This window comes from Thiobacillus sp. SCUT-2, from assembly GCF_035621355.1.
In the GTDB taxonomy this organism is placed as follows: domain Bacteria; phylum Pseudomonadota; class Gammaproteobacteria; order Burkholderiales; family Thiobacillaceae; genus Thiobacillus; species Thiobacillus sedimenti.
The window spans coordinates 2,802,293-2,825,916 of the sequence record NZ_CP141769.1; the positions used below are offsets into that span (position 1 = coordinate 2,802,293).

The following is a 23,624-nucleotide window of genomic DNA, read 5'->3' on the forward strand; positions in this document are numbered from 1 at the left end:
CGACGGGGGCTGTACGGTCTCCCGTCGCGACTTAAACCGTCTTGCCGCGATAGATCACCATGGCGGCGCCCTGCGACTGGGCGAAGTTGTCGTAGCCGACCAGGCGAACGTGGTTGTTCGGGTTCGCCTTGTGGCAGGCTTCGGCCTCGCTCAGGATGCGGTCGACGTCGGTCTCGCCGAACATCGGCAGCTTCCACATGTACCAGTAGGAGTCCATCAGGTGCTCCGGCTCGGTGTGCTCGATGGCGGGGTTCCAGCCCTTCTTCACCAGGTACTCGACCTGCTTGCGGATGTCGTCCGCGTTCATGGCGGGCAGGTAGGAGAAGGTCTCGAACTTGCGGCTGGCGGGGTCGCTCAGACGGCTTTTGTAATCCATCACATCAGACATTTTGGTTCCTTTACGCGAATAGGTTGAGTGGGGGGCAAGCAGGCGGCCCGCCGGGGGTCGCATCCCCGCCGCATACGCGGCGGGGGCCCTGCTCCGCCCCTCGAGCCTTTACTTGTGGGCGACGTCCAGCTTGTCGACGGTGTCGAACTCGAACTTGATCTCTTTCCACGTTTCCATGGCGATCTTCAGTTCGGGGCTGTTCTTGGCGGCTTCGGTCAGGATGGTCTTGCCCTCCTTCTCGATCGCGACGCCCTTGTTGCGCGCTTCCACGCAGGCTTCCAGCGCGACGCGGTTGGCCGCGGCGCCAGCCGCGTTGCCCCAGGGGTGGCCCAGGGTGCCGCCGCCGAACTGCAGCACGGAGTCGTCACCGAAGATGGTGACCAGCGCGGGCATGTGCCACACGTGGATGCCGCCGGAGGCGACGGGGAACACGCCGGGCATGGAGCCCCAGTCCTGGTCGAAGAAGATGCCGCGCGAACGGTCTTCCTTGATGAAGCTGTCGCGCATCATGTCGATCCAGCCCAGGGTCGCTTCGCGGTCGCCTTCGAGCTTGCCGACGACGGTGCCGGAGTGCAGGTGGTCGCCGCCGGACAGGCGCAGGATCTTGGTCAGCACGCGGAAGTGGATGCCGTGGTGCGGGTTGCGGTCAAGCACGGCGTGCATGGCGCGGTGGATGTGCAGCAGCATGCCGTTGTCGCGACACCAGTTGGCCAGACCCGTGTTGGCGGTGAAGCCACCGGTGATGTAGTCGTGCATGATGATCGGTGCGCCGATTTCCTTGGCGTACTCGGCACGCTTGTACATCTCTTCCGGGGTCGGGGCGGTGACGTTCAGGTAGTGACCCTTGCGCTCGCCGGTCTCACGCTCGGCCTTGTTGATCGCTTCCATGACGAAGTCGAAACGCTGGCGCCACCGCATGAAGGGCTGGCTGTTGACGTTCTCGTCGTCCTTGGTGAAGTCGAGACCGCCGCGCAGGCACTCGTACACGGCGCGGCCGTAGTTCTTGGCGGACAGGCCGAGCTTGGGCTTGATGGTGCAGCCCAGCAGCGGACGGCCGTACTTGTTCATCACGTCGCGCTCGACCTGGATGCCGTGGGGCGGGCCGCCGCAGGTCTTGACGTAGGCGATCGGGAAGCGCACGTCTTCCAGGCGCAGGGCGCGGACGGCCTTGAAGCCGAACACGTTGCCGACCAGCGAGGTGAACACGTTGACGACGGAACCCTCTTCGAAGAGGTCGATCGGGTAGGCGATGAAGGCGTAGAAGCAGGTGTCGTCGCCGGGCACGTCTTCGATGGCGTAGGCGCGGCCCTTGTAGTAGTCGAGGTCGGTCAGCAGGTCGGTCCACACCGTGGTCCAGGTACCGGTCGACGATTCGGCGGCCACGGCGGCGGCAGCTTCCTCGCGGTCCACGCCCGGCTGCGGGGTGATCTTGAAACACGCCAGGATATCGGTATCCAGCGGGGTGTATTCGGGCATCCAGTAAGTCTGGCGGTACTCTTTCACGCCAGCGTTGTAGGTCTTGACAGCCATGATTCCTCCTAGCAAAAGGTTCGGGTTACGCGACATGCCAGAAGTGGTCATGCACGATGGGTCGCATCTTGCAGGAGCGGAATCATAAATAACAGTCGATTTTTTCTATTTGAAGAATAGACTATTATCTATACAAAGACTCAAGCAAACATGTTAACCCCATGCGCAGCCATACGACGTTTCGCCAGCTGGAAATTTTCGAGGCCATCGCCCGGCTCGGCAGCTTCACCCGCGCCTCCGAGGAGCTTTACCTCACGCAGCCGACCGTGTCGATGCAGATGAAGAAGCTCACCGAAGCGGTCGGCGTGCCGCTGATCGAGCAGGTCGGCAAGAAGCTCCACCTGACCCCCGACGGCCAGCAGCTCGCCCAGGCCACGCGCGAAATCTTCAGCATCCTCGACCGTTTCACCATGTCGGTCGCCGAACGCCGGGGCCTGAAACAGGGCCAGCTCAGCCTGATGGCGATCACCACCGCGTCGTACTTCGCGCCGCGCCTGCTCGGCGAATTCTCCAAGCTCTACCCCGGCATCGAAGTCTCGCTGCGCGTCACCAACAAGGAGCAGGTCCTCGCGAGCATGGCCGACGGCCTCGACGATCTCTATCTGGTCGGACAGCCGCCGGAGCATATCGACGTCGTCGCCACGCCCATCATGGACAACCCCATCGTCGTGCTGGCCGCGCCGGACCATCCGCTGGCGCACCGCAAGAAGATCCCGCTCGACCGGATCGCCGCGGAGCCGTGGCTGATGCGGGAGAAGGGCTCGGGCACCCGCAATGCGATCGAGCGCATGTTCAGCGGCCACGGCCTCAACATCCACCCGCGCCTGGAACTCGGCAGCAACGAAGCAATCAAGCAGGCGATCCTCGCCGGGCTGGGCATCTCCGCCCTCTCGCGCCACGCGCTCGCGCTCAACCAGCCGGGGCAGTTCGCGATCCTCGACGTCGAGGGCTTTCCCATCCTGCGCCACTGGTACGCGGTCTATCCCGCGGGGCGCCAGTTGTCCGTGGTGGCGCGCGCGTTTCTCGATTATCTGCTCGAGCACGGGGAAGCCGCCCCGCTGTCGCCGTCGATCAAGCGATCGGCCCGCACAAGGATCTGAACGAACCCTGCTGCACTCCCGGCGCACCCTGGCGGCGGCACCGCGTCATCGCGGCCGCCGCGCCCTTCCCGCCTCCTCGGGTCGCCGAAGGCCGAGGCGGGCGATGCCCGGCCTTGCCCGCCCCCTGCACCCGCCGCCCTGCGCGCCGCCGCGCCGTGGCGGGGCCGCCAGCGCGCCCCGCGTCATACCATTTGCTTTAAGTAATCGTTCCCATAAAAAAATAAGACTGTTTTATATGGTTCGCCGACCCTAGCATGGCACCTGGCAAATCGGTAAAGCTGACGTAGTGCGTCCATGACTGCGCCATCCGCCGTGCGTGCATGAGGATCCGCCGCGCACGCAATGATAAATGGGGCATGTCATATCCAGGCTACTGGAAAGACGATTGATTATGGATTAACCCTCTGCATTCCATGGTCACCGACGTCGCCTGACGATGTGCCGAAGAATCGCCTGCGAACGCCCAGGCGCACACGACAACCCCCGACTTAGGAGGATTTGACGCGGTGGACAAGCTCACAATCCTGCTTCCGGCCACGCCTTTGCTCTCGGCCCTGTTGATCGCGCTGCGCGCAGACCTGCCGCGGCGCAGCGTTGCGCGCCTGAGCGTCGGCTTCAGCGTGCTGACGCTCCTGCTCGCGGCGGCCTCGCTCGCCCTCTATCTGGTCGAAGGACAGCCGCAATGGGCATCGTTCGGGCCGGGCTGGGGCAGCCTGTATCTCGACCCGTTGACCAGCGTGATGTCGCTGATGGTCGCGGGCATCAGTCTCGTCGTGCACGTCTATTCGGTGCGCTACATGGCCGAGGAACCCGGCTACGCGCGCTTCTACCTCCTGCTCGACCTGATGGCCATGGCGATCCTGCTGATGGTGGCGGCGGGCGATCTCGTCACCCTGCTGGTGGCGTGGCACCTGATAGGCGTGCTGCTCTACTTCCTGCTCGGCCACGACACCACGCGGCCGGCGGCCCAGCGCTACGCCTTCTGGACCTTCCTGACCTATCGCCTGGGCGATCTGCCCCTGGTACTCGCCGCGGTCATGCTGTACGACACCTACGGCACCGTGGCCCTGCCGACGTTGTTCGAGCGCATCGCCGCCGCGCCCGACGCGCACACATTGGCGGGACTGCCGGTGCTCGGCGTCGTCGCACTCCTGGTCGCGCTGGCGGCGTTCGCCCGCTCGGCCCAGTTTCCGCTGCATACCTGGCTGCCCTACACCATGGAGGGCCCGACCCCGGTGTCGGCGCTGATGCACGCCGGCATCGTCAACGCCGGCGGCTTCATCATCAACCGCTTCGCGCCGGTGTTCGTGCACGCCGGCGGCGTGTTGCACCTGGTGTTCGCGGTGGGCCTGGTCACGGCCATCCTCGGCTCGATCCTGATGCTCACCCAGAACGACATCAAGAAATCGCTCGGCTACTCAACCATGGGCCAGATGGGCTTCATGTTCGTCGAGGTCGGCGTCGGCGCGTTCTCGCTCGCGATCTACCACCTGATCGCGCACGGCCTGTTCAAGGGCACGCTGTTCCTCGGTGCCGGCGGCGTGATCGGCAACGCGCGCAAGCACGACGGTGTGCCCCACGACGACGTCTACACCTTCGTCGTCGAGCGCAAGCCGCTGGCGCCGCGCCTGCCCTGGGTGCTCGCGGCCGCCATCACCGTGGTGGTGCCCTTCCTCGTCCTCGGCGCCTCGCGCTGGCTGATGGGCGGCGACTCGGTCGGGGAGCAGGGCGGGATCATCCTGCTGTTCTTCGGCTGGGTGACCGGCGCCCAGCTCCTGTTCGCGACCTACCGCCTGCGCGTGGACAGCCCGTGGCGGGTGATGGCGATGATCATCCTGTCGCTGATCATCGTGGTCGCCGGCTATACGCTGATCGAGCACGGCTTCGACCTCTTCCTCTATCCGGATCGCGAGCTGAGCGAGCGCATCTATGCGGCGGCCAGCCTCCCGCTGGCGACCTTCGAGGTGCTGGTGATGATCCTCACGGCCGCCATCGTGGTCGGCTGGCTCGCCACCTACTACGCCGCCGCCAACGGCCGCACGGGCCGCGGCGACGCCTCGCCGCTGCGGCTCGCCTTCTATTCCCTGATCTCGCGCGAGTTTTACGTGGCCGACGTGTACGCGTGGCTGACCCAGGCGACGCTCGGCCTGTCGCGCCGTCTCAACGTGTGGTCAAGGTGGGTGTGACATGACGCTGCTGCTGATCGCTTCGCTGTTCCTGCCGCTGTTTCCGTTGAGCGTCGTGCTCAACGGCGCGCTGACGAAGCTGCGCCATCCTGCCGCGGCCAGCGCCTTGCTGCTAGTGTGGCCCCAGTTGGGGGTCGGACTGTTGCAGCTCGCGCCGCACGCCGTCCCGCCCTATGTCGTCCCCTGGGCGCTGCTCACGTCCGGCCTCTATGCGCTGCGGCTCCTCACCGTACGCGACATGGGGCGCTGGGCGGGTTTCCTCGCCACGTCCGGCCTCGCGCTCACCTGGGCGTTGGCGGCCGCCGGCGCCGATCTCGCGGACCTGCACCTGTTCGCCTTCTGGTTCAGCCTGCCGCCCGCCTTGATGGCGCTGCTCGTCCACCCGCTGACCCGGCGCTTCGGTGCCGCGTACGCGGGCCTGCAGGGCGGCGGCGTCGCCCGCCTGCCCCGCCTGTCCGGCGCGCTGGTGGTGACGGTGCTGGCGGCGGTCGCCACGCCGCCCTTCCCCGGCTTCTTCGGCCTGCTGCGCGTGCTGCACGCGCTCGACTGGGCGGGCGCCGCGGCCGGGCTGGCGATCTGGCTGGTCTGGGGATGGGCTGCGACCAAGCTGTTGCAGGGTTTCCTCTTCGGCGCCGGCCGCAACGCACCCGGCGCCGACATCGGGCGCGCCCCGACGCTGGCGTTCGCCGGCATGCTCGGCGCCTTCATTGCGGCCGGTCTCTATTTGACGGGAGGGGGTCTATGAGCCTTGCACTCGGGCGACGCCTCAAGATTCGCGCCATGGTCCATGTGGCCGGGGAACCGATTCCCTTTTTCTGGCCCATGCGCACCTTCATCCACCACAATCCGCTCTACGGCCTGGAGCACCTGCCGTTCGAACAGGCGGTCGGCGAGGGCGAACGCCTGTTCCATGCGCGCGGCTTCCTGCCGCGTCCGATCCAGCAGCGCTACCTGGCCTCGGGCAAGGTCGACCTCGCCGCGCTGGAGGACCAGGTCGAACGCTTCCTCGCCACGCAGCCGCACGTCGCCGGCCTCGACCTGCGCCGCCTGCTGATGACGCTCCTGACGGAAATCGAGGCGCCGGTCGGCACCCCGCCTTCGCTCGCCGATGCCGCCGACGTTCATGCCGTGCTGAACGGCTTCGCCCTGCCGGCGCGCAAGATCGGGGATGCCGCGCTGGCGGCGCGGGTCGGCGCCGACATGCCGCCCGGGCGGCCGCTCTACGCCATCGTCGACATGCTGTTCGGCACCGAGATCGGGGCGACGCTGAATGAGCTGGTGATCAAGAGCTGCCTCGATTTCTTCGACGAAGGCCAGTCGGTGTGGCAGATGCCGGGCCGCGAGAAGGGCCTGTTCGCGGCGTGGAGCGCAGTCGCGCGGCGCAACCTGCGCCTGTTCATCCGCGGCCTGCACATCAAGCGCATCCTCGCCGCCGACGACACGCCCGAGGGCATCATCCGCCACGTCATGGACGAGCTGGGCGTGGCCGAGGACGACTGGATGAGCCATTTCACCTGCGAGCTGACGCGGCTGCACGGCTGGGCCGGATTCATCCGCTGGCGCGCGGGTGCCAAGCACTACCACTGGAGCCGCCACTACCCCGCCGACCTGGTCGACTATCTCGCGATCCGCCTGGTGCTGGGGCTCGCGCTGCTGCGCGAGCATGCGCAGCGCAAGGGCACGCCGGCCCGCCTCGCCGACCTTGCGCGCTTCGTCGAGGCGCACCCGGCGGAAGCCTATCTGCGCCGCGAACTTCACGGCGGGCATGTGCAGCCGGAAATGGCGCATGCGGTCGAGGACGCGATCAGTTCAGGGCGGCCGGCGCGCATCGCCCGCCTGCTGCCGGACTATCTGGCGCGCAAGCGCGAGCAGGAGGCGCAACGCCACGCCGCCACCCTGCGCCGGCTCGCGTCCGGTGCCGGTCAGGCCGACGCCCTCCAGCAGCTCGCCCCCGAGGATGTCGCCCGGCTGACCGCCACGCTGGCCCGCTTCGAGCAGGACGAGGGCCGCATGTGGCTCGCCGCGCAGGAGGCCCACTACATGGGCGGCCTGCTGCGCGGCCTGCATCTCGCCCGGCCAGCGCCGCGCGAAAAGCGCCCGTTCGCCCAGGCGCTGTTCTGCATCGACGTCCGCGCCGAGCGCATCCGGCGCCACCTGGAGAAGGTCGGCGACTACCAGACCTTCGGCATCGCCGGCTTCTTCGGCGTGCCGGTGAGCTTCATCGGCCTCGAAAAGGGCAGCGAGACCCATCTCTGCCCGGTGGTGGCAACCCCGAAGAACGTCGTGCTGGAGCTCGCCATCACGCGCAGCGCCGACGAACAGGCCTTCATGTCGGCGCTCGAGCAGGTGTTCCACGAACTGAAGGCCTCGGTGCTGTCGCCCTTCATCACGGTCGAGGCGATCGGCCTGCTGTTCGGGCTGGACATGTTCGGCAAGAGCCTGGCGCCGCTCGCCTACAACCGCTGGCGCCAGCGGCTGCACCCAGGCCAGCCGGACAGCCGGCTGCTGCTGGACAAGCTCTCGCGCGAGCAGGCGGAGTCCATCATCCGTTCGCTGCAGCGCGCGATGATCGTCAAGGCGGTGGGGCGCGAGCTCGGCATCCAGCGCGAAGCCATCACCGACGAGATGATCCGCGAGCTGCGCGAGACGGCGCTCGGCAATCACGCCGGGCCGACGGATTTCGCGCGTGCCTTCAAGCTCGACGCCCAGGCCGAAGCCCGCTTCATCGAGCGCCTGCAGAGCGTGTATCGCATCAACCGCGGCTACGCGCAGATCCAGCTCGAGCGCCTGGGGCGCATCGGCTTCAGCCTCGACGAGCAGGTGCATTTCGTCAGCCAGGCGCTGCGTTCCATCGGCCTGACCGAAGGCTTCTCGCGCTTCGTGCTGCTGGCCGGACACGGCAGCACGTCGGAGAACAACCCCTACGAATCGGCGCTCGACTGCGGCGCCTGTGGCGGCAACCACGGCATCACGAACGCCCGCGTGCTGGCGCAGATCGCCAACAAGCCGGCGGTGCGCGCGCGCCTGCGCGAGCAGGGCATCGCGGTGCCCGACGACAGCTGGTTCGTCCCGGCCTTCCACAACACGACCACCGACGAACTGCGCCTGTTCGACCTCGACCTCTTGCCGTCCAGTCACCTCGTCTACATCGAACGCCTCAGCAATGGCCTGCAGGCGGCCTCGCGCCTGTGCGCGGCCGAGCGCATCGGCACGCTGGAGGACGCGACCGCCGCGGCGAACAGGGACGGCGACCCGGCGGGCGCCTACCGGCTGGCGCGGCGCAATGCGATGGACTGGTCGCAGGTACGCCCCGAGTGGGGCCTCGCGCGCAACGCCGCGTTCGTCATCGGGCGCCGCAACATCACCGGCGACCTCGACCTCGAGGGCCGCGTATTCCTGCACTCCTACGACTACCGTTGCGACCCCAAGGGCCGCCTGCTCGAAAACATCCTGGCCGGCCCGCTGGTCGTCGGCCAGTGGATCAACATGGAGCACTACTTCTCGGCGGTCGACAACGACCACTACGGCAGCGGCAGCAAGGTCTACCACAACATCGCCGGACGCTTCGGCGTCATGACCGGCAACCTCTCCGACCTGCGCACCGGGCTGCCGGCACAGACCGTGCTCAGGGACGGCGCGCCCTACCACGAGCCGCTACGCCTGCTCACCGTGATCGAGGCGCCGTTCGTGCACGCGCGCGCCGCCATCGAAGGCGTGGTCAAGGTGCGCAACCTGGTGCACAACGGCTGGCTGCGCATGGCGGTGGCGGATCCGGAAACCGGCGACGTCTACGTTTTCGAGGACGGCGCCTGGCAGCAGCGCCCGCTGCATGCCGTCAGCAACGCCATCGAAGAAAGGGAGCTTGCGCTATGAACAACCTCAACCTCAGCCCGCTGAAGAAGATCGAGATCATTCTCGAAGGCGCCCACCAGGAATTCGCCACCGACCTGCTCGACCGCGCCGGCGTGACCGGCTACACCATCGTCGGCAACCTGTCGGGCAAGGGCCGCCACGGGTTCCACGAAGGCCATCTCATGTTCAACGAGGACGCGGTTCTGATCATGATCATCGTCGCCGTCCCAGGCGAACTGGTCGAGCCGATCCTCGAAGGCTTTTCACCCTTCTTCAACAGCCACACGGGCGTCGTGTTCATCTCCGACATCCAGGTTAGCCGGCTGGTGAAGTTCAAGAGCTAGAAACGCGCGGGACGGAGTCTTGCAAGCGGCCTCCACGAACGGAGATCGCGCGTCCTACCGGATGCCCTGGTTCTTCCGGCTTGCTAGCTGCGTGGCGTGAGCAGTTGCACGTGCCCCCGCAGGAATTCCAGAAACGCGTTCGCAACGACGGATGGCTGCTTGTCCCGGGGCCGCACGACGTACCAGGAACGCTTGATCGGGAATCCCTCGACGTTGAGGATGGCCACCTCGCTCTGGTTCGGATCGTGGCTCAGCGTGCTCTGGGAGAGCAGCGCCAGCCCGAGCCCGCCGGCAACGGCCTGCTTGATGGCCTCGTTGCTGCCCAGTTCCATCCGGATCTTCAGCGGCACGCTTCGTTCCTGAAAGGCCCGCTCGATCGTAAGGCGCGTGCCGGAGCCCCGCTCGCGCACGATGAAGGGCTCGTTTTCCAATTCCGGAAACCGGATGCGCTTGCGCCGAGCCATGGGATGCGATGCGGGCGCCAGCACCACCAGCGGATTGTCCATGAAAGGCTCGCGCACGATGTCGAGCCCATCGGGCGGCACACCCATGACGTAGAGGTCGTCCTGGTTGCGCGCGAGGCGCTCCAGCAGACGGTCGCGGTTGACCACCTCCAGCGCGATGTCGATGCCCGGATACTGCGCACAGAACGGGCCCAGCAGGCGCGGCATGAAGTACTTGGTGGTCGTCACCGCCGCGATCCGCAGCCGGCCCTGCTTGATGCCCTTGAAATCGGCGACGGTCTGCTCGAAGCGCCCCCAGGTCTCCAGCCAGTCCGCACAGGTGGCATAGAGCTGCTCGCCGGCCTCGGTGAGAAAGACCTTCTTGCCGATCTGCTCCAGCAGCGGCAGCCCGACTTCCTCGTGCAACAGCCGGATCTGCTTCGACACCGTCGGCTGCGTGACGTGAAGCTCCTCCGCCGCGCGGGAAAAACTCTTCAGGCGCGCCACGGCCTCGAAGGTCCGCAGCTGGCGCAGGCTGACATGCATCACGGGATGATCCCTCCGTTTCGACATTGCCCAAAGGCTATCATTTTCATGAAAACTATTCATTAGTGATTTAGTAGGGTATTCCCTAGACTCGTTGCCAAGGCGTCCCCATCACGCCCCATCGATCAACCCGCAAGGAGTCCGGCCATGCCACCGACACTGAGTTCGTTCATTCCCGCCCTCGTCCTGTTCGCGCCCGCACTGCTCTGGGTGGTCGGCCTCACGCCGGCCGGCCTCGCCAACAGCCGCCCTCGCCTGATGGCGCGGATGAACATCGGCGCCGCGTGGCTCGCCTTCGCCAGTGCGCTGGCGGCGGCGCTCGCCCAGCTGTTCGACACGGCCCACAGCTGGACGCTGTTCTCCCTCCCCCTGCCCGGCGACATCGGCGCCTTCTCGATCGGCACCTACGTCAACAGCGTGACCGTGATCATGCTTCTGCTGGTGTCCTTCGTCGGCGCCATCGTGTCGCGCTATGCGCGCAACTACCTCGACGGCGATCCGAACCAGGGACGCTTCCACAAGTGGCTCACGCTCACCCTGGCCTCGATCCTGACCTTGATCGTCTCCGGCAACCTGCTGATGTTCTCGCTCGCCTGGATCGCCACCAGCCTGTGCCTGCACCAGCTGCTGATGTTCTACCGCGAGCGGCCGACGGCGGTGCTTTCCGCGCACAAGAAGTTCATCGCGAGCCGCATCGGCGATGCGAGCCTGCTGTCGGCGATCTTCCTGATCGGCTCGACGCTGCACACGCTGGAATTCGACGAGATCTTCGCGCGCATGGCCGCCCTGGAGGGCACCCTGCCTGCGGGTTTGCAGGCCGCGAGCCTGCTGATCGTCGTGAGCGCGGCGCTCAAGTCGGCGCAGTTTCCCCTGCATGGCTGGCTGATCCAGGTGATGGAGGCGCCCACGCCGGTGTCCGCCCTGCTGCACGCGGGCATCGTCAACGCCGGCGCCTTCCTCGTCATCCGCATGAGCCCGATCATGTCCCACTCCGGCACGGCGATGGCGCTGCTTGCGATCATCGGCCTGGTGACGCTGACCCTGGCCTCGCTGGTGATGCTGACGCAGACCAGCATCAAGGTCTCCCTCGCCTGGTCCACCACGGCGCAGATGGGCTTCATGCTGCTGGAGTGCGGCCTCGGCCTGTACAGCCTGGCCATGTTGCACCTCGTCGCCCACTCGCTGTACAAGGCCCACTCCTTCCTCGCCTCGGGCAGCGGCGTCGATGCCTTCCGTGCGCCGGTGATCCGCTACGAGTCGAAGGGCTTCCAGTTCGGCCAGTTGACGCTCGCGCTGAGCATCGCCGGTGCCATGACCTTGGGCGTGGGCGCTGCGTTCGGCGTGACCTGGCAGCAACAGCCCGCCCTCATCGCCGCCGGCACCATCGTGGCCATCGCGGTGAGCCAGCTCATGCTGCAGGCCGCGACCCTGCTCGGCAACGCCGCCGCGCTGCTGCGCGCCCTCGGGCTCAGCGCGGTCGTGTCCATCGCCTACTTCATCCTGCACGCGCTGTTCGATCACGCTCTGCATGGCAGCGTGCTTCCGCTGCGCGACGCCGCCAGCTCGTTCCAGTCCGTGCTCGTGCCGCTGACCATCGCCGCGTTCGTCGGCCTGCTGCTGATGCAGCAGTTCATCAAGGCCGCGCGCTCGGACCTGCGCGACAGGCTGTACCTGCATCTCTACAACGGCCTGTACATCGACGTGTACATCACGCGGCTGCTGCAGCGTGTCTGGCCCGCCCCCCTTCAATCCGCCCAAAGCCAGGGAGCCTGAACATGAACCTGAACGATGCCATCTTCGCGAAGCAATCCGCAGCCGAACTCGACCACCGCATCGATGCCGCGTGCGCACGCATCGCCCCGCTATGGCCGCTGAAGCACTTCGTCGCGGTCAACCCCTTCTTCGGCCTCGTCGACCACAGCTTCCAGGACGCCTCCGACACGCTGGCGCGCATCACCGGCAGCAGCCTGTACATGCCGCGCGCCTACTTCCGGGAGCAGCTCGCGAACGGCCGCATCACGCACGAAGACATCGAACAGGCCATCGAACGCTGCGGCAGCCGGCTCGACGCGGCCGCGGTGGAGCGTGCGCTGGCCACCGAGGCGCCGCAGCCGAAGATGGGCATGGCCTCGGTGAGCGAAGTGCTCGACCGGGTGGAAGGCGGCATCTGGACCAGCTTCGTCACCGAGCGCATCAGCCTGCATTGCGCCGCTTATTTCGATCTGGGCCAGGCCATGGTCGGCATGCCATGGCGGAATCTGCCCCTCTATGCGTCCTGGCGCAAGGCAGCAAGCATCGACCACAGTCCGGCGATGATGGGCCTGGACGATTTCCGCGCCAGCGTCGCCAAGCTGCCCGCGGAGCCGCGTGCCGCCATCGCCTGGGCCGTGTCCGAGCTGGGCGTGCCTGACGCGGCGGTCGAGCGCTACCTGCACGCCGCGCTCCTGAGCATCGGCGGCTGGGCGGCCTGGGCGCGCTATCTGCGCTGGCAGGCGGAACTCGGCGGACAGCGCGACGATTCCATCGTGGACCTGCTCGCGATCCGCCTGATGTGGGACGTGCTGCTGTTCAAAGCAAAAAGCAGCGCGGCGCTGGTGGCGCGCTGGCGCGAGATGCTGGCCGCCAGCATGCGGCCGCCGTCCGCCAAGCGCCAGGCCGCCGCCGAGATCGACCGCATCCTGCTCAACGCGATGGAGATCGGCTTTCAGCGCGTCGTGATCGCCGGGCTCGCCATTCCAGCCCCGTCCGCCCCCGCCGTGCGACCGGCGGTGCAGGCGGCCTTCTGCATCGACGTGCGTTCCGAGGTGTTCCGCCGCTCGCTGGAAACCGTGGCGCCCGCGGTGCAGACCCTCGGCTTCGCCGGCTTCTTCGGCATCTTCATCGAGCACGTGCCGCTGGGTGCGAGCGCCGGTCGTACCCACGTGCCGGTGATCTTCAATCCCGGCTATCGCATCCATGACCGGGTCAAGGGCGGCGATGCCGCGACCCTGCTCGATCAGCGGCGCCAGCGCATCGGCCTGTCGAAGGCGTGGAAGGGCTTCAAGCTGTCGGCCGCGTCCTGCTTCTCCTTCGTCGAGGCCGCCGGCCTGAGCTACGGCCCCAAGCTGCTCAGCGACAGCTTCGGCTGGACCCGGCCGGTGCCCGATCCCGACAGCCAGGGCCTCGCTAGGCAGGACATCGACCGCATCGGACCGACCCTGGAGGCGGTGCCCCAGGCGCAATGCTGCACGCAGCACGCTGACTCGGGTATTCCTCAAAGTGATCGGCTCAGCCATGCCGAGCGCATCCTGCGTGCCATGGCCATGACCGGCAACTTCGGCCGCCTGGTGCTGCTCGCCGGCCACGGCAGCACCACGGTGAACAACCCCCACGCCACCGGCCTGGACTGCGGCGCCTGCGCCGGCCAGACGGGCGAGGCCAGCGCCCGCGTCGTGGCGGCCCTGATGAACGACCCGGCGGTGCGCCGCGGCCTGCGCGAGCGCGGCATCACCATTCCGGAGGACACCTGGTTCCTGGCCGGCCTGCACGACACCACCATGGACGAACTGCGCCTCTATGACACCGAAGACGTGCCCAAGGCGCTGTCCCAGGACCTTGCCCAACTGCGCCAGTGGCTGGAGCAGGCCGGCGACCTCGCGCGCATGGAGCGCGCCGCCATGCTCGGCATCGGCGACCTGCCCGATCACCGCGTGGCGGCGGATGTGCGCCAGCGCAGTCGGGACTGGTCGCAGGTGCGGCCGGAATGGGCCCTGGCCAACAACGCCGCCTTCATCGCCGCGCCGCGTCCGCGCACCGCCGGCATGGACCTGGGCGGGCGTGCCTTCCTGCACGAGTACGTCTGGCATAAGGACGAGGGCTTCAGGATCCTGGAACTGATCATGACCGCGCCCATGGTGGTGGCGAACTGGATCAACATGCAGTACTACGGTTCGGTGGTGGACAATCCGCGCTTCGGCAGCGGCAACAAGGTGCTGCACAACATCGTCGGCGGCGCCATCGGCGTGCTCGAAGGCAACGGCGGCGACCTGCGCGTGGGCCTGCCGCTGCAGTCCCTGCATGACGGCAAGCGCTGGGTGCACGAACCGCTGCGCCTGTCGGTGTTCATCGAGGCGCCGGAAGCGGCCATGGACGACATCATCGCGCGCCACGACCTGGTGCGGCAGCTGGTGGAGAACGGCTGGCTGCACCTGTTCCGCATCGGCGACGATGGCGCTGCCTACCGGCGCGTGGCAGCCGCGAACTGGCAGCAGGCCTGAGGCACGGCAGCATGCAGGCCCCGATCCCGCTCTACGCCGGCGCGCAGATCGCGCTGCTGACCCGACATGGCAAGCAGCGCGTGATCGCGCCGGCACTGGAGGACGCGCTGGGCTGCCGCGTGCGCCATGTCGACGGCTACGACACCGATCTGCTCGGCACCTTCACCCGTGAGATCCCGCGCATCGGGACCCAGGTCGAAGCGGCACGGAAAAAGGCGCGCATCGCGATGGAACTCGCCGGCCTGCCGTTCGGGCTCGGCAGCGAAGGTGCCTTCGTGCCCGATCCGTTCCTCGGCATGGCACCGTGGAACGTGGAGGTGGTCGTGTTCATCGACTCCCTGCGCAACCTCGAAATCGCCGGAATTGCGCAGGGCCGGGGCAGTTTCCGCCACCTGCTGACCAACGAATGGCTCGCGCTCGAGGCGTTCGCACGGGAGGTCGGCTTTCCGGGCCAGCAGCTGGTCGTGCGCCCCCACGACCAGCACGATCGGCGCATCCGCAAAGGCATCCGCACCTGGCCCGAACTGGAAGCCGCGCGGGACTGGGCGACGGCAGCAGCGGAAAACGGCCTGGCCTTCGTCGAGACCGACGGCCGCGCCCATGCCAACCCCACGCGCATGGCGCATATCGGCCTGGCGGCGGCGGATCTGGCGGCACGGATCGCATCGCTGTGCCCCGCCTGCGGCACACCGGGGTACTGGCAAGTCAAACGCGTGGCGGGGCTGCCGTGCGCCGGCTGCGGTGCGCCGACGCGGGAAACCCGTGCCTGGGTATACGGCTGCCTGAAGTGTGATCAGCGCGAGATGCGTCCGCTCAGCGGACCCGCTCATGCCGATCCCGGGCGCTGCGATGCCTGCAATCCTTGATGCCGGCAACTGCATGCCCCCATACAATGGGCAAGCCTTCCCGCCAAACCCTGGAGCCCCTGATGGCGAACGACCTGCAGGCAAGCATCATGCGCCAGCGAGCCATCCTGAAGAGCTGGCTCGCGTCCTCGCTGACGCACCTTGCCGAAAGCTGTCTCGCGGTCTGGCCGGATCGGCAGGCCCTGGAGCAGCGCCTGATGGAGGGACTCAACGAATTGCCGTATTGCAAGTATCTCTACATCCTCGACGGCCATGCCCACCAGCTCACCGCCAATGCTTCGCGCGGCGGCTTGCTGCCGGAGCACTTCGGCCGCGACCGCAGCGACCGGCCGTACATGGCCGAGGCGCTCGCAGGCAGTGCGTTCTCGCTATCGGAGGCCTACATCAGCCGCAACGCGCGCCGCCCCTCGTTGACGGCCGTGCAGCGCATCGTCACGCCATCCGGCGAGTTCCATGGCTATCTCGGCGCGGACTTCGACCTGCGCGAACTGCCCGCGACCCAGGCGCTGTACGAACAACCCCAGCAATGGGTGCAGCTCAAGGGCGATCCGGCCATTCGCGCGGGGCTGTTTCATCAGGCGCGCGTCGCGAGCCCGATGGACGAACGCATCGACGAGGTGCTGGATCTGCTCACCGAACTGGTGACGGTGCACGGCGTGTTTCACGCCAAGCTGCACTTCTCCAGCTCGCGCGCCACCCTGTGGCTGCTCGACGACCCCTACCGATTCCGCATCCACAACATCGCCGAGCTGACCGATCCCGATCTCTGCCTCGCCTTCCCGCACCGCGACTATCCCGGCGATGCGGTGATCCCGGCGGAAAAGGTGCGCGCGATTCTCCAGACCTTCCGCGAGCTGCGCTTCATCGACGAGACGATTTACCTGCGTTCCGGCACGCTGAACCTATTCAACGGCATCGTCGGCCTGACGTTCTCGTGCGACGGGTCGCACTACATGCCGTGGAACGAGTTCCTCGACAAGCGCGTCGAGTTCTGGCTGGGCACGGGCGGCACGAGTACGCCAGTGCCGGACTGAACCGCCGCCGCCCGCCTTGGTTCGTCAGGCTAGGACCGCGTGACGCGCCGACGCGAACGCGTCACCGGCTTCGGCTGCGGCAGCTTCATGATGCGGTCCGCCTCGTTCAGCACGAATTCGTGGAAGGCCTGCGCGATCGGCGACATGCGCTTGCCGTTGCGATGAACCATGTACCACTCCTTCATGATCGGGAAGCCTTCGACGCTGAGGATGGCGACGCGCCCAAGGGCCAGCTCGAACTCCAGCGTGTGCAGCGACACGATGCCCAGCCCCAGTCCGGCCATCACCGCATGCTTGATCGCCTCGTTGCGGCTCATCTCCATCGAGGTGTTGAGCTTGACGCCGCGCTGCTCGAAGAAGCGCTCGACGGCGTTGCGCGTGCCCGACCCGCGCTCGCGCAGGATGAAATTCTCCTCGACCAGGCGGGCGAGCGGCACGCGGGCCGCGCCGACGAGCGGATGGTCCGGCGGCGCGATGATCACCAGCGGGTTCTGCATGAAGGCCTGCGATTGCAGTTCGATATGGTCGGGCGGCGTTCCCATGATCGCCATGTCCGGAATGTTGTCGTGCAGCTGCTGCACCACCTCCTCGCGGTTGGTGACCTCGAGATGCACCTGGGTGCCGGGATGGCGCTTGAGGAAGGCCGCCAGCAGGTAGGGCGCGAAATACTTGCCGGTGCTGGTGACGGTGAGCGCCAGGGTGCCGCGCTTGACGCCCTTCATGTCGTCGAGCACGGATTCGATGTCGCGGAACTGCTGGGCAATGGTGCGGCTGAAGGCGTAGACCTCCTTGCCCGCCTCGGTCAGGAAGATCTTCTTGCCCATCTGCTCGAACAGCGGCATCCCGACCTCCTCCTCGAGCTGCTTGATCTGGGTCGAGACCGCCGGCTGGGTCAGATGCAGCTCCTCGGAGGCACGGGTGAAGCTGGAATGGCGCGCCACGGCTTCCAGCAGGCGCAATTGGCGAAACGTCACGTTCATGTCGCATCCCTTTCCGGCGGTTTATCCATTCATCATGGTGAATGGAAACAATAAGAATTATTCATTTTTTATTATGCAACCACGTCTTTATAGTTCGCAACAAGGGCAAGATGCATGGCCGCCCGAAGCCAGCACCTAATGATCAACCGCTGAAGCATAAGGAAACCAGATTATGAGTGAAGCGACAGCAACCGCCACGGCCGAACGCCTCAGCGGCCGGGAAGCGGCCATCGCCCGCCGCCAGGCGCTCTCCCTCCACGGGAAGAGCGCACTCAAGGCCGGCAAGACCGCTGCGCCCAAGAGCGCAACCGAAGCCCGCATGGCGACGCGCGCCAGCGCACCCGCTCCCACCGCCACCGCAACGCCTGCGGCGCCGGCCGACAAGCCAAGCTGCAGCTGCCAGCACGGCGAGACCTATTCCGCACGCGTCGAAGCGGCACGCCCCGCGCCCGACCTGACGCCTGCCCCGATTCCCGCGGCGCGCCGGCGCCGCATGGAACAGTCCCTCAAAGGGCGCGGCGATGCCGCCCCCTGCCGTCCCTGCGGCCGCGTCCGCCCCGAACCGCCCAAGGTGGAAATCGGCACGACGCTCGCCGGCAGCACCGTGACGGGCAACCAGGTCGAGCGCACCACGCGCGTGACCGGCAACGAGGCAGGCACCTGCCGCACCGTCACCGGCACCGAATACGTCGGCGCCGAGCAGTTCGGCGAATTCTGCGGCACGCTGCCCGAGCCGTCGCCTGCCAAGGTCGCCACGACCAGCACCAGCCGCGGTCGCCGCGTGACCGGCACCGAAGTGGGCCGCAGCACCAAGGTGACCGGCGACGAAACCGGCACCTGCAAGCGCGTGACGGGCACCGAATACCTCGCCGCCGAGCAGTCCGGCGAATTCTGCGGCACGGCCCCCGAGCCGCGCCCGGAAAAGGCGGTGACGGGCATGACAGCCGGCCGCAATGCCGTGTCCGGCAGCGATCTCGCCCGCACCACCAAGGTGACCGGTGGGGAAGCCGGCGCCGGCCGCAGCATCACCGGCAGCGCCTACACCGACGCTTCGCTGCGCCCCGCTACGGAGGGCAACGGCCCAAAAAAGGTGGAAACCCGTCGCACGAGCGCTGGCGCAACGGTGAGCGGCACCCTACCGGGTCGCTCGTCGAAACTTTCCGGCGATGAGCCGGGCGCCTGCGCACGCGTGACGGGTTCCGACTACGTCAATACCGAGGAATTCAAGTCCTTCTGCCGCGCCGAGCCCTACCAGTCACCGGCCAAGGTGGGCGTGTCGCGTACCCTCAAGGGTCAGGACGTGTCCGGCACCCAGGTCGGCCGTTCGGCGCACGTGACGGGCGACGAGCACGGCGCATGCAAGCCGGTGACCGGCACCTCCTACATCGGCGCCGACCAGTACGCCGAGTTCTGCGCGGCGCGTACCGCGGCGGAAGCGATCAACCGCGCCCGCCTCGGCCGCAACGCCGATCTCACCGGCACCCAGCCAGGCCCCGACGACAAGATGACCGGCAACGAGCGCGGCGAATGCCAGCCGGTGAGCGGGACTCCGTATGTGGGCGAGAGCCAGATCGCCGCCGCGTGCGGCCGTCCGCCGATGGCCGCGGCCTACCGCAGCCGCGGTCCCGAGGGCTCGCAGCCTCCGGCCGCGATCACCGGCAGCGCGATGGACGCCGGCCAGGGCACCAACCGCACCGGCGACTTCTCCGTGGTGTCGCCGGCCCGCGCCGCGCAGTCGAGCGAAACCCGTCGCGTCACCGGCAGCGCCTACGGCGTCGGCGGCCGCATCACCGGTCCGCTGGCACGCGCCACCGGCCTGGTATCCGGCACGCCGGAATTCCGCTACCGCGACGATACCGGCTCCGTGGCCGTTCCCGCTGCACCCCAGCCGGCGGCTGAAGCCGCGCCCGAGCGCATCACCGGCGAAGGCCGCGAGCGCCGCATCACGGGCGACGCCTGGGATCGCGGCGACCGCGTCACCGGCACCGAGGGACGTTCGGCACAGCGCCGCAATCCAACCCTGCGTGGTGATCCGCGCGGCAACGGCGCCACCGCCCGCGACAACCGCGAGATCGAGCGCCCGGCAGCAGCCGCCAGCCGCATCACCGGCAGCAGCGGCAATGCCAGCAGCGGCGCGGCGATCACCGTGTCCGGCGGCGCCCGGGGCTGAGCGCGCGTAGCGAGGACGATCGAGCATGAACACCCGTCAACGTCTCGAAGCGATGCGCGCGCGCCAACCCGCCCCGGCGGGCATGGCGATGCGCGCCGCGCCTGCCGCGAGCACGCTGCCGAGCTGGCCGCAGCGCGTCAGCTTCTGCCCGCCCGGCATGCAGGAGCGCGGCGGCGAGTGCGTGAGCAGCGCGTGCGCGCCGCAAGCCCACCCGCTGATCGACGTCGCACGCAATGCCGAGCTGGCCGACTACGAGCGCACCGTGCGTGCCCGCTTCGACGCCATCGTGCCGGCGCTCAAGGAGATCGCCGCGCAGCAGCATGAGGCCGGCTTCGAGCAGCGCGCACAGCAGATCGCACGCGAACGCCTCGGTTTCGAGCTGCCGGAGACGGTGCTCGCCGACGCCTGGGTGACCACGCTCGACATGCGCAAGCTATACGGCCACAGCGTGCTGCAGACCTACCACACGCTTGCCCGGGAATACAGCGCGCGCTGGAACGGCCACGCCGAAGCGGACGCCATGCAGCGCTTCTTCGTCGAATGCGGCTTCCACGAGGTCGACATCAGCCCCTGCGCCGACGGCCGCCTCAAGGGCCTGCTGCAGTTCGTGCTGCGCCTGCCGCTCCAGGCGGTGCGCCGCAAGTCCTACGCCGGCGCGATGTTCGACGTGGAACTGAACGTGAAGCACTGGACCGAGACCGAGCTGCGCCGCTTCCGCGAAGGCGTGCCGACGCTGTCGGACGCCGGCACGCGCTACCTTAAGGTCGCGGTGTACCACTTCAGCAGCTCGGACCCGCATCACGAGGGCTGCGCGGCCCACGGCAGCGACGATCGCCAGGCCGCGCAGGCTGCGCTCGACCGCCTGGCTGCCTTCCGCACGGCGATCGAGAACGGCTTCTGCTGCGGCGCCTCGGTCGCGACGCTGCTGATCGGCGTGGACACCGACAACGACGCGATCAAGATCCACGTGCCCGACGCCAACGGCGAAATGGACACGGCATGCTTCGTCGACAACCTGGCCGTGTATCGCCAGACCGCCGGCATGGCCGCCTCGGAAGCGCGCTGGCGCCTCGGCGCCGCGATCGACGAAGCGGTGCGCGAGACCGGCCGCAGCGCACCGGAAACCGGCATGCGCAGCCTGATCGAGCGCCTGCTCACGAACAACCTGTCGCAGATCGACTACGTCTGCGCCAACCACGGCGGGCGCTACGCCGACGTCGGCCACGCCGAGCGCTTCATCAACCTCGGCGACAGCTTCGACGTGCTGCATCTGCGCAACCTCGCCTATTTCGGCCACCTGCACACGATCGAGGAAGGCGCGGCGGACGTGGACGTCGGCATCAAGATATTCAGCAAGCTGAACGTGACGCACGGCCTGCCGGTTCCGATCGCGATCCATTTTCGCTACGACGAGCAGGTGCCGGGTTCGCGCGAGCGCGCGGTAGCGCGCTGCCGCCGGATCAAGGCGGCGATCGAGACGCGCTACCCCGCCCTTTGCAAGGAAGGCCTGCTGTTCTGCGGCATGACGGTGCAGGGCAAGGCCCCTGGGAGCGCGCAGGAAGAAGTTTCGGACATCGATACCAACTCGCATGGGCATTGAGGTGATTCATGAAGATCATGCAAGTGGAAAAGACATTGGTCTCGACCAACCGGGTACGCGAAATGGGCCACCGCCCGCTGCTGGTGGTGCGGGAGAAGGCCGGGGGTGCGCGCAGCGTGGCCGTCGACGCCGTGGGCTGCATCCCGGGCGACTGGGTGATCTGCGTCGGCAGTTCGGCGGCGCGTGAGGCGGCAGGCGCGAAGGATTTCCCGAGCGACCTGACCATCATCGGCATCATCGATCACTGGCAGCAGGAGCACTGAGATGGAAATCATGCGCGTGGTGTCGGATCTGGTGTGCACGCGGCGCATTCCCGGCCTGTTCCACGCGTCGCTGCGCGTGCTGGCCGACGCGAAAGGTGCACTCGCGGTGGCGGTGGATCCGGTGGGCGTGCCGGAAGGGAAATGGGTATTCACCGCCGGCGGCTCGGCCGCCCGCTACGGCGCCGGCGATTACAGGATTCTTACCGATTTGACGATCCTCGGGATCATCGATCAGTGGGATGTGACGGTAGAGCGTCGCGAAGAAAGCAAGGCAGTTTCATTAACCGTGTAAAGGAGAAACATCATGGCAAACGCAATGACGGGCATCGCCCTTGGAATGATTGAAACGCGTGGTCTGGTGCCGGCGATCGAAGCCGCCGACGCCATGACCAAGGCCGCCGAGGTGCGCCTGATCGGCCGCCAGTTCGTCGGCGGTGGCTACGTGACCGTGCTGGTGCGCGGCGAAACCGGCGCGGTGAACGCCGCGGTGCGTGCCGGCGCCGACGCCTGCGAGCGCGTGGGTGACGGCCTGGTCGCCGCACACATCATCGCCCGCGTGCACAACGAAGTCGAAAACATCCTGCCGACCGCCGCTGCGGCCTGAGCGGACTGAACGCAACTTTTTTTAGGAGATAGGAAAAATGGCTACTGGAATGACTGGCATTGCCCTCGGCATGATCGAAACCCGCGGACTGGTTCCCGCCATCGAGGCGGCGGACGCGATGACCAAGGCGGCGGAAGTGCGCCTGATCGGCCGCCAATTCGTCGGCGGCGGCTACGTGACGGTTCTGGTTCGCGGCGAGACCGGTGCGGTCAACGCGGCGGTGCGCGCCGGTGCGGATGCGTGCGAGCGCGTGGGTGACGGCCTGGTCGCCGCCCACATCATCGCCCGCGTCCACAGCGAAGTCGAAAACATCCTGCCGACCGCTGCCGCAGCCTGACCGGAGACCACCATGGACATGATGGTGGATAGGGTCGAGGAAAAAAGGCAGATCATGCCCGGCACGGGCACCGGCATCGCGCTGGGCATGATCGAAACGCGCGGACTGGTTCCCGCCATCGAGGCGGCGGACGCGATGACCAAGGCGGCGGAAGTGCGGCTGATCGGCCGCCAGTTCGTCGGCGGCGGCTACGTCACCGTCCTCGTGCGCGGGGAAACCGGCGCGGTCAACGCGGCGGTGCGTGCCGGCGCGGATGCCTGCGAGCGTGTGGGCGACGGGCTGACCGCCGCCCACATCATCGCCCGCGTGCACAACGAGGTCGAACACATCCTGCCGACGCAGCCCAGCGCAGGCGGGGCGGGGCGTGACGGCGACGTGACCGGCATGGCTGCCTAGCGAAGGGAGGCCGCATGGCAATCGATCCACGGCTGTTGGGATATCTGAACCGGGCACTGGGCCATGAAATGGCGGCCGTCCAGCAATACATGGCCCAGTCCAGGCTCTGCGACCACTGGGAACTGGCGGACTACTGCGCGCATTTCCGGCAGGACGTCACCGAGGAGCTCGGCCACGTGCAAAGCCTGATGGATGCCCTGCTCCGGCTCGGTTCCGCGCCGAACGCGACTCAGTTGCCGCCGGTAAGGCTCGGCCGCAACCTGGGCGAGATGATCGCGATCGATCGCGTGCTGGAAGTCGAGGCGATCCGGCTGTACGAGGAAGCCGCCGCCTACTGTGCGCGCGTGCGCGACTTCGCGCACCACGGCCTGTTTGCAGGCATTCTGCGCGACGAGTTGATGCATCTCGACGAGCTCGGCAAGATGGAGGCTGACTTGCCCGAAAAGGAACAGCGTTATGCCTGACGACAACAACCCCATTCCGCACTGGCAACGGCAGGACCTGCCGCCGATGCTGACCCGGCGCTTCGAATTCGAATCCTATGCCGAGACGCGGCGCTTCCTGGACGGCGTGGCCCAGCTCGCGGAGGAAGCCAGGCTTCACCCGAACCTGAGTTTCGGCAAGACCTACGTCAGCGTGACGATCGACGCCGACGGCAAGAAAGTCGGCCCCGACTGCGTCGCGCTGGCCCAGAAGATCGACGGCCTGGTCGCGCCGGCGACCTGATCG

General features: G+C 67.4%; 22 protein-coding genes. 18 read left to right on the forward strand and 4 right to left on the reverse strand.

What is annotated here, in order from left to right; translation table 11 throughout:
- Nucleotides 1-31: 31 nt before the first annotated feature.
- Entirely contained in the window at nucleotides 32-388 is a 357-nt protein-coding gene (locus tag VA613_RS13915) for a ribulose bisphosphate carboxylase small subunit (RefSeq protein ID WP_324779619.1), read from the reverse strand.
- A 108-nt stretch (nucleotides 389-496) separates the two neighbouring features.
- The gene (locus tag VA613_RS13920; RefSeq protein ID WP_324779620.1) at nucleotides 497-1,918 is read right to left on the reverse strand and encodes a form I ribulose bisphosphate carboxylase large subunit; all 1,422 of its coding nucleotides are present in this window, start codon (nucleotides 1,916-1,918) and stop codon (nucleotides 497-499) included.
- A 161-nt stretch (nucleotides 1,919-2,079) separates the two neighbouring features.
- Between VA613_RS13920 and VA613_RS13925 the strand changes: the two genes are divergently transcribed.
- From VA613_RS13925 to VA613_RS13945, 5 genes are all read left to right on the forward strand, one after another.
- Nucleotides 2,080-3,018 carry a LysR family transcriptional regulator gene (locus VA613_RS13925; RefSeq protein ID WP_324779621.1) on the forward strand — a complete coding sequence of 313 codons (939 nt, stop codon included), beginning with the start codon at nucleotides 2,080-2,082 and terminating at the stop codon, nucleotides 3,016-3,018.
- Between the two features lie 506 nt (nucleotides 3,019-3,524).
- Nucleotides 3,525-5,204 (forward strand): NADH-quinone oxidoreductase subunit 5 family protein, encoded by a 1,680-nt coding sequence (locus tag VA613_RS13930; protein WP_324779622.1) that lies wholly within the window; start codon nucleotides 3,525-3,527, stop codon nucleotides 5,202-5,204.
- A 1-nt stretch (nucleotide 5,205) separates the two neighbouring features.
- Nucleotides 5,206-5,949: a hypothetical protein gene (locus tag VA613_RS13935; protein ID WP_324779623.1), complete on the forward strand. Its 744-nt coding sequence runs from the start codon at nucleotides 5,206-5,208 to the stop codon at nucleotides 5,947-5,949.
- Nucleotides 5,946-9,077, forward strand: a complete 3,132-nt coding sequence (locus VA613_RS13940; RefSeq protein WP_324779624.1) for a DUF2309 domain-containing protein — start codon at nucleotides 5,946-5,948, stop codon at nucleotides 9,075-9,077. Before VA613_RS13935 ends, VA613_RS13940 begins: the two co-directional genes overlap by 4 nt.
- On the forward strand, nucleotides 9,074-9,400 hold the full coding sequence (locus tag VA613_RS13945) for a P-II family nitrogen regulator (RefSeq protein WP_324779625.1): 327 nt from the start codon (nucleotides 9,074-9,076) through the stop codon (nucleotides 9,398-9,400). Before VA613_RS13940 ends, VA613_RS13945 begins: the two co-directional genes overlap by 4 nt.
- Nucleotides 9,401-9,483: 83 nt before the next feature.
- On the opposite strand, the gene VA613_RS13950 is transcribed toward VA613_RS13945, so the two are convergent.
- Nucleotides 9,484-10,389 (reverse strand): LysR family transcriptional regulator, encoded by a 906-nt coding sequence (locus tag VA613_RS13950; RefSeq protein ID WP_324781258.1) that lies wholly within the window; start codon nucleotides 10,387-10,389, stop codon nucleotides 9,484-9,486.
- Nucleotides 10,390-10,536: 147 nt separating this feature from the next.
- Between VA613_RS13950 and VA613_RS13955 the strand changes: the two genes are divergently transcribed.
- The 4 genes from VA613_RS13955 (at nucleotide 10,537) to VA613_RS13970 (ending at nucleotide 16,545) form a co-directional block, all read left to right on the forward strand.
- The gene (locus tag VA613_RS13955; protein WP_324779626.1) at nucleotides 10,537-12,162 is read left to right on the forward strand and encodes an NADH-quinone oxidoreductase subunit L; all 1,626 of its coding nucleotides are present in this window, start codon (nucleotides 10,537-10,539) and stop codon (nucleotides 12,160-12,162) included.
- A gap of 2 nt (nucleotides 12,163-12,164) precedes the next feature.
- On the forward strand, nucleotides 12,165-14,645 hold the full coding sequence (locus tag VA613_RS13960) for a YbcC family protein (protein WP_324779627.1): 2,481 nt from the start codon (nucleotides 12,165-12,167) through the stop codon (nucleotides 14,643-14,645).
- A gap of 11 nt (nucleotides 14,646-14,656) precedes the next feature.
- A complete protein-coding gene (locus tag VA613_RS13965; RefSeq protein ID WP_324779628.1) occupies nucleotides 14,657-15,511 on the forward strand; it encodes a DUF6671 family protein in 855 nt (284 codons plus the stop codon).
- Nucleotides 15,512-15,573: 62 nt separating this feature from the next.
- Nucleotides 15,574-16,545, forward strand: a complete 972-nt coding sequence (locus VA613_RS13970; protein ID WP_324779629.1) for a PDC sensor domain-containing protein — start codon at nucleotides 15,574-15,576, stop codon at nucleotides 16,543-16,545.
- A 29-nt stretch (nucleotides 16,546-16,574) separates the two neighbouring features.
- Here VA613_RS13970 and VA613_RS13975 read toward each other — a convergent pair whose 3' ends face one another.
- Complete coding sequence (locus VA613_RS13975; protein ID WP_324779630.1) at nucleotides 16,575-17,525, reverse strand: LysR family transcriptional regulator; 951 nt, start codon at nucleotides 17,523-17,525, stop codon at nucleotides 16,575-16,577.
- Nucleotides 17,526-17,697: 172 nt separating this feature from the next.
- Between VA613_RS13975 and VA613_RS13980 the strand changes: the two genes are divergently transcribed.
- From VA613_RS13980 to VA613_RS14020, 9 genes are read left to right on the forward strand one after another with little or no spacing between them, the layout of a single operon-like run.
- Complete coding sequence (locus VA613_RS13980) at nucleotides 17,698-19,695, forward strand: CsoS2 family carboxysome shell protein (protein WP_324779631.1); 1,998 nt, start codon at nucleotides 17,698-17,700, stop codon at nucleotides 19,693-19,695.
- 25 nt (nucleotides 19,696-19,720) lie between these two features.
- Complete coding sequence (locus VA613_RS13985; protein ID WP_324779632.1) at nucleotides 19,721-21,295, forward strand: carboxysome shell carbonic anhydrase; 1,575 nt, start codon at nucleotides 19,721-19,723, stop codon at nucleotides 21,293-21,295.
- Nucleotides 21,296-21,303: 8 nt separating this feature from the next.
- Nucleotides 21,304-21,558, forward strand: a complete 255-nt coding sequence (locus VA613_RS13990) for a carboxysome peptide A (protein WP_324779633.1) — start codon at nucleotides 21,304-21,306, stop codon at nucleotides 21,556-21,558.
- 1 nt (nucleotide 21,559) lies between these two features.
- Nucleotides 21,560-21,850: a carboxysome peptide B gene (locus tag VA613_RS13995; protein ID WP_324779634.1), complete on the forward strand. Its 291-nt coding sequence runs from the start codon at nucleotides 21,560-21,562 to the stop codon at nucleotides 21,848-21,850.
- A gap of 12 nt (nucleotides 21,851-21,862) precedes the next feature.
- Nucleotides 21,863-22,162: a BMC domain-containing protein gene (locus VA613_RS14000; protein ID WP_011313158.1), complete on the forward strand. Its 300-nt coding sequence runs from the start codon at nucleotides 21,863-21,865 to the stop codon at nucleotides 22,160-22,162.
- Between the two features lie 49 nt (nucleotides 22,163-22,211).
- Nucleotides 22,212-22,499 carry a BMC domain-containing protein gene (locus VA613_RS14005; RefSeq protein WP_456129305.1) on the forward strand — a complete coding sequence of 96 codons (288 nt, stop codon included), beginning with the start codon at nucleotides 22,212-22,214 and terminating at the stop codon, nucleotides 22,497-22,499.
- A 12-nt stretch (nucleotides 22,500-22,511) separates the two neighbouring features.
- Complete coding sequence (locus tag VA613_RS14010; protein WP_324779636.1) at nucleotides 22,512-22,895, forward strand: BMC domain-containing protein; 384 nt, start codon at nucleotides 22,512-22,514, stop codon at nucleotides 22,893-22,895.
- A 14-nt stretch (nucleotides 22,896-22,909) separates the two neighbouring features.
- Nucleotides 22,910-23,359, forward strand: coding sequence for a ferritin-like domain-containing protein (locus tag VA613_RS14015; RefSeq protein ID WP_324779637.1), 450 nt, complete (start codon nucleotides 22,910-22,912; stop codon nucleotides 23,357-23,359).
- On the forward strand, nucleotides 23,352-23,621 hold the full coding sequence (locus tag VA613_RS14020; protein ID WP_324779638.1) for a 4a-hydroxytetrahydrobiopterin dehydratase: 270 nt from the start codon (nucleotides 23,352-23,354) through the stop codon (nucleotides 23,619-23,621). The genes VA613_RS14015 and VA613_RS14020 overlap by 8 nt, the downstream gene beginning before the upstream one ends.
- The last annotated feature ends 3 nt before the right edge of the window (nucleotides 23,622-23,624 follow it).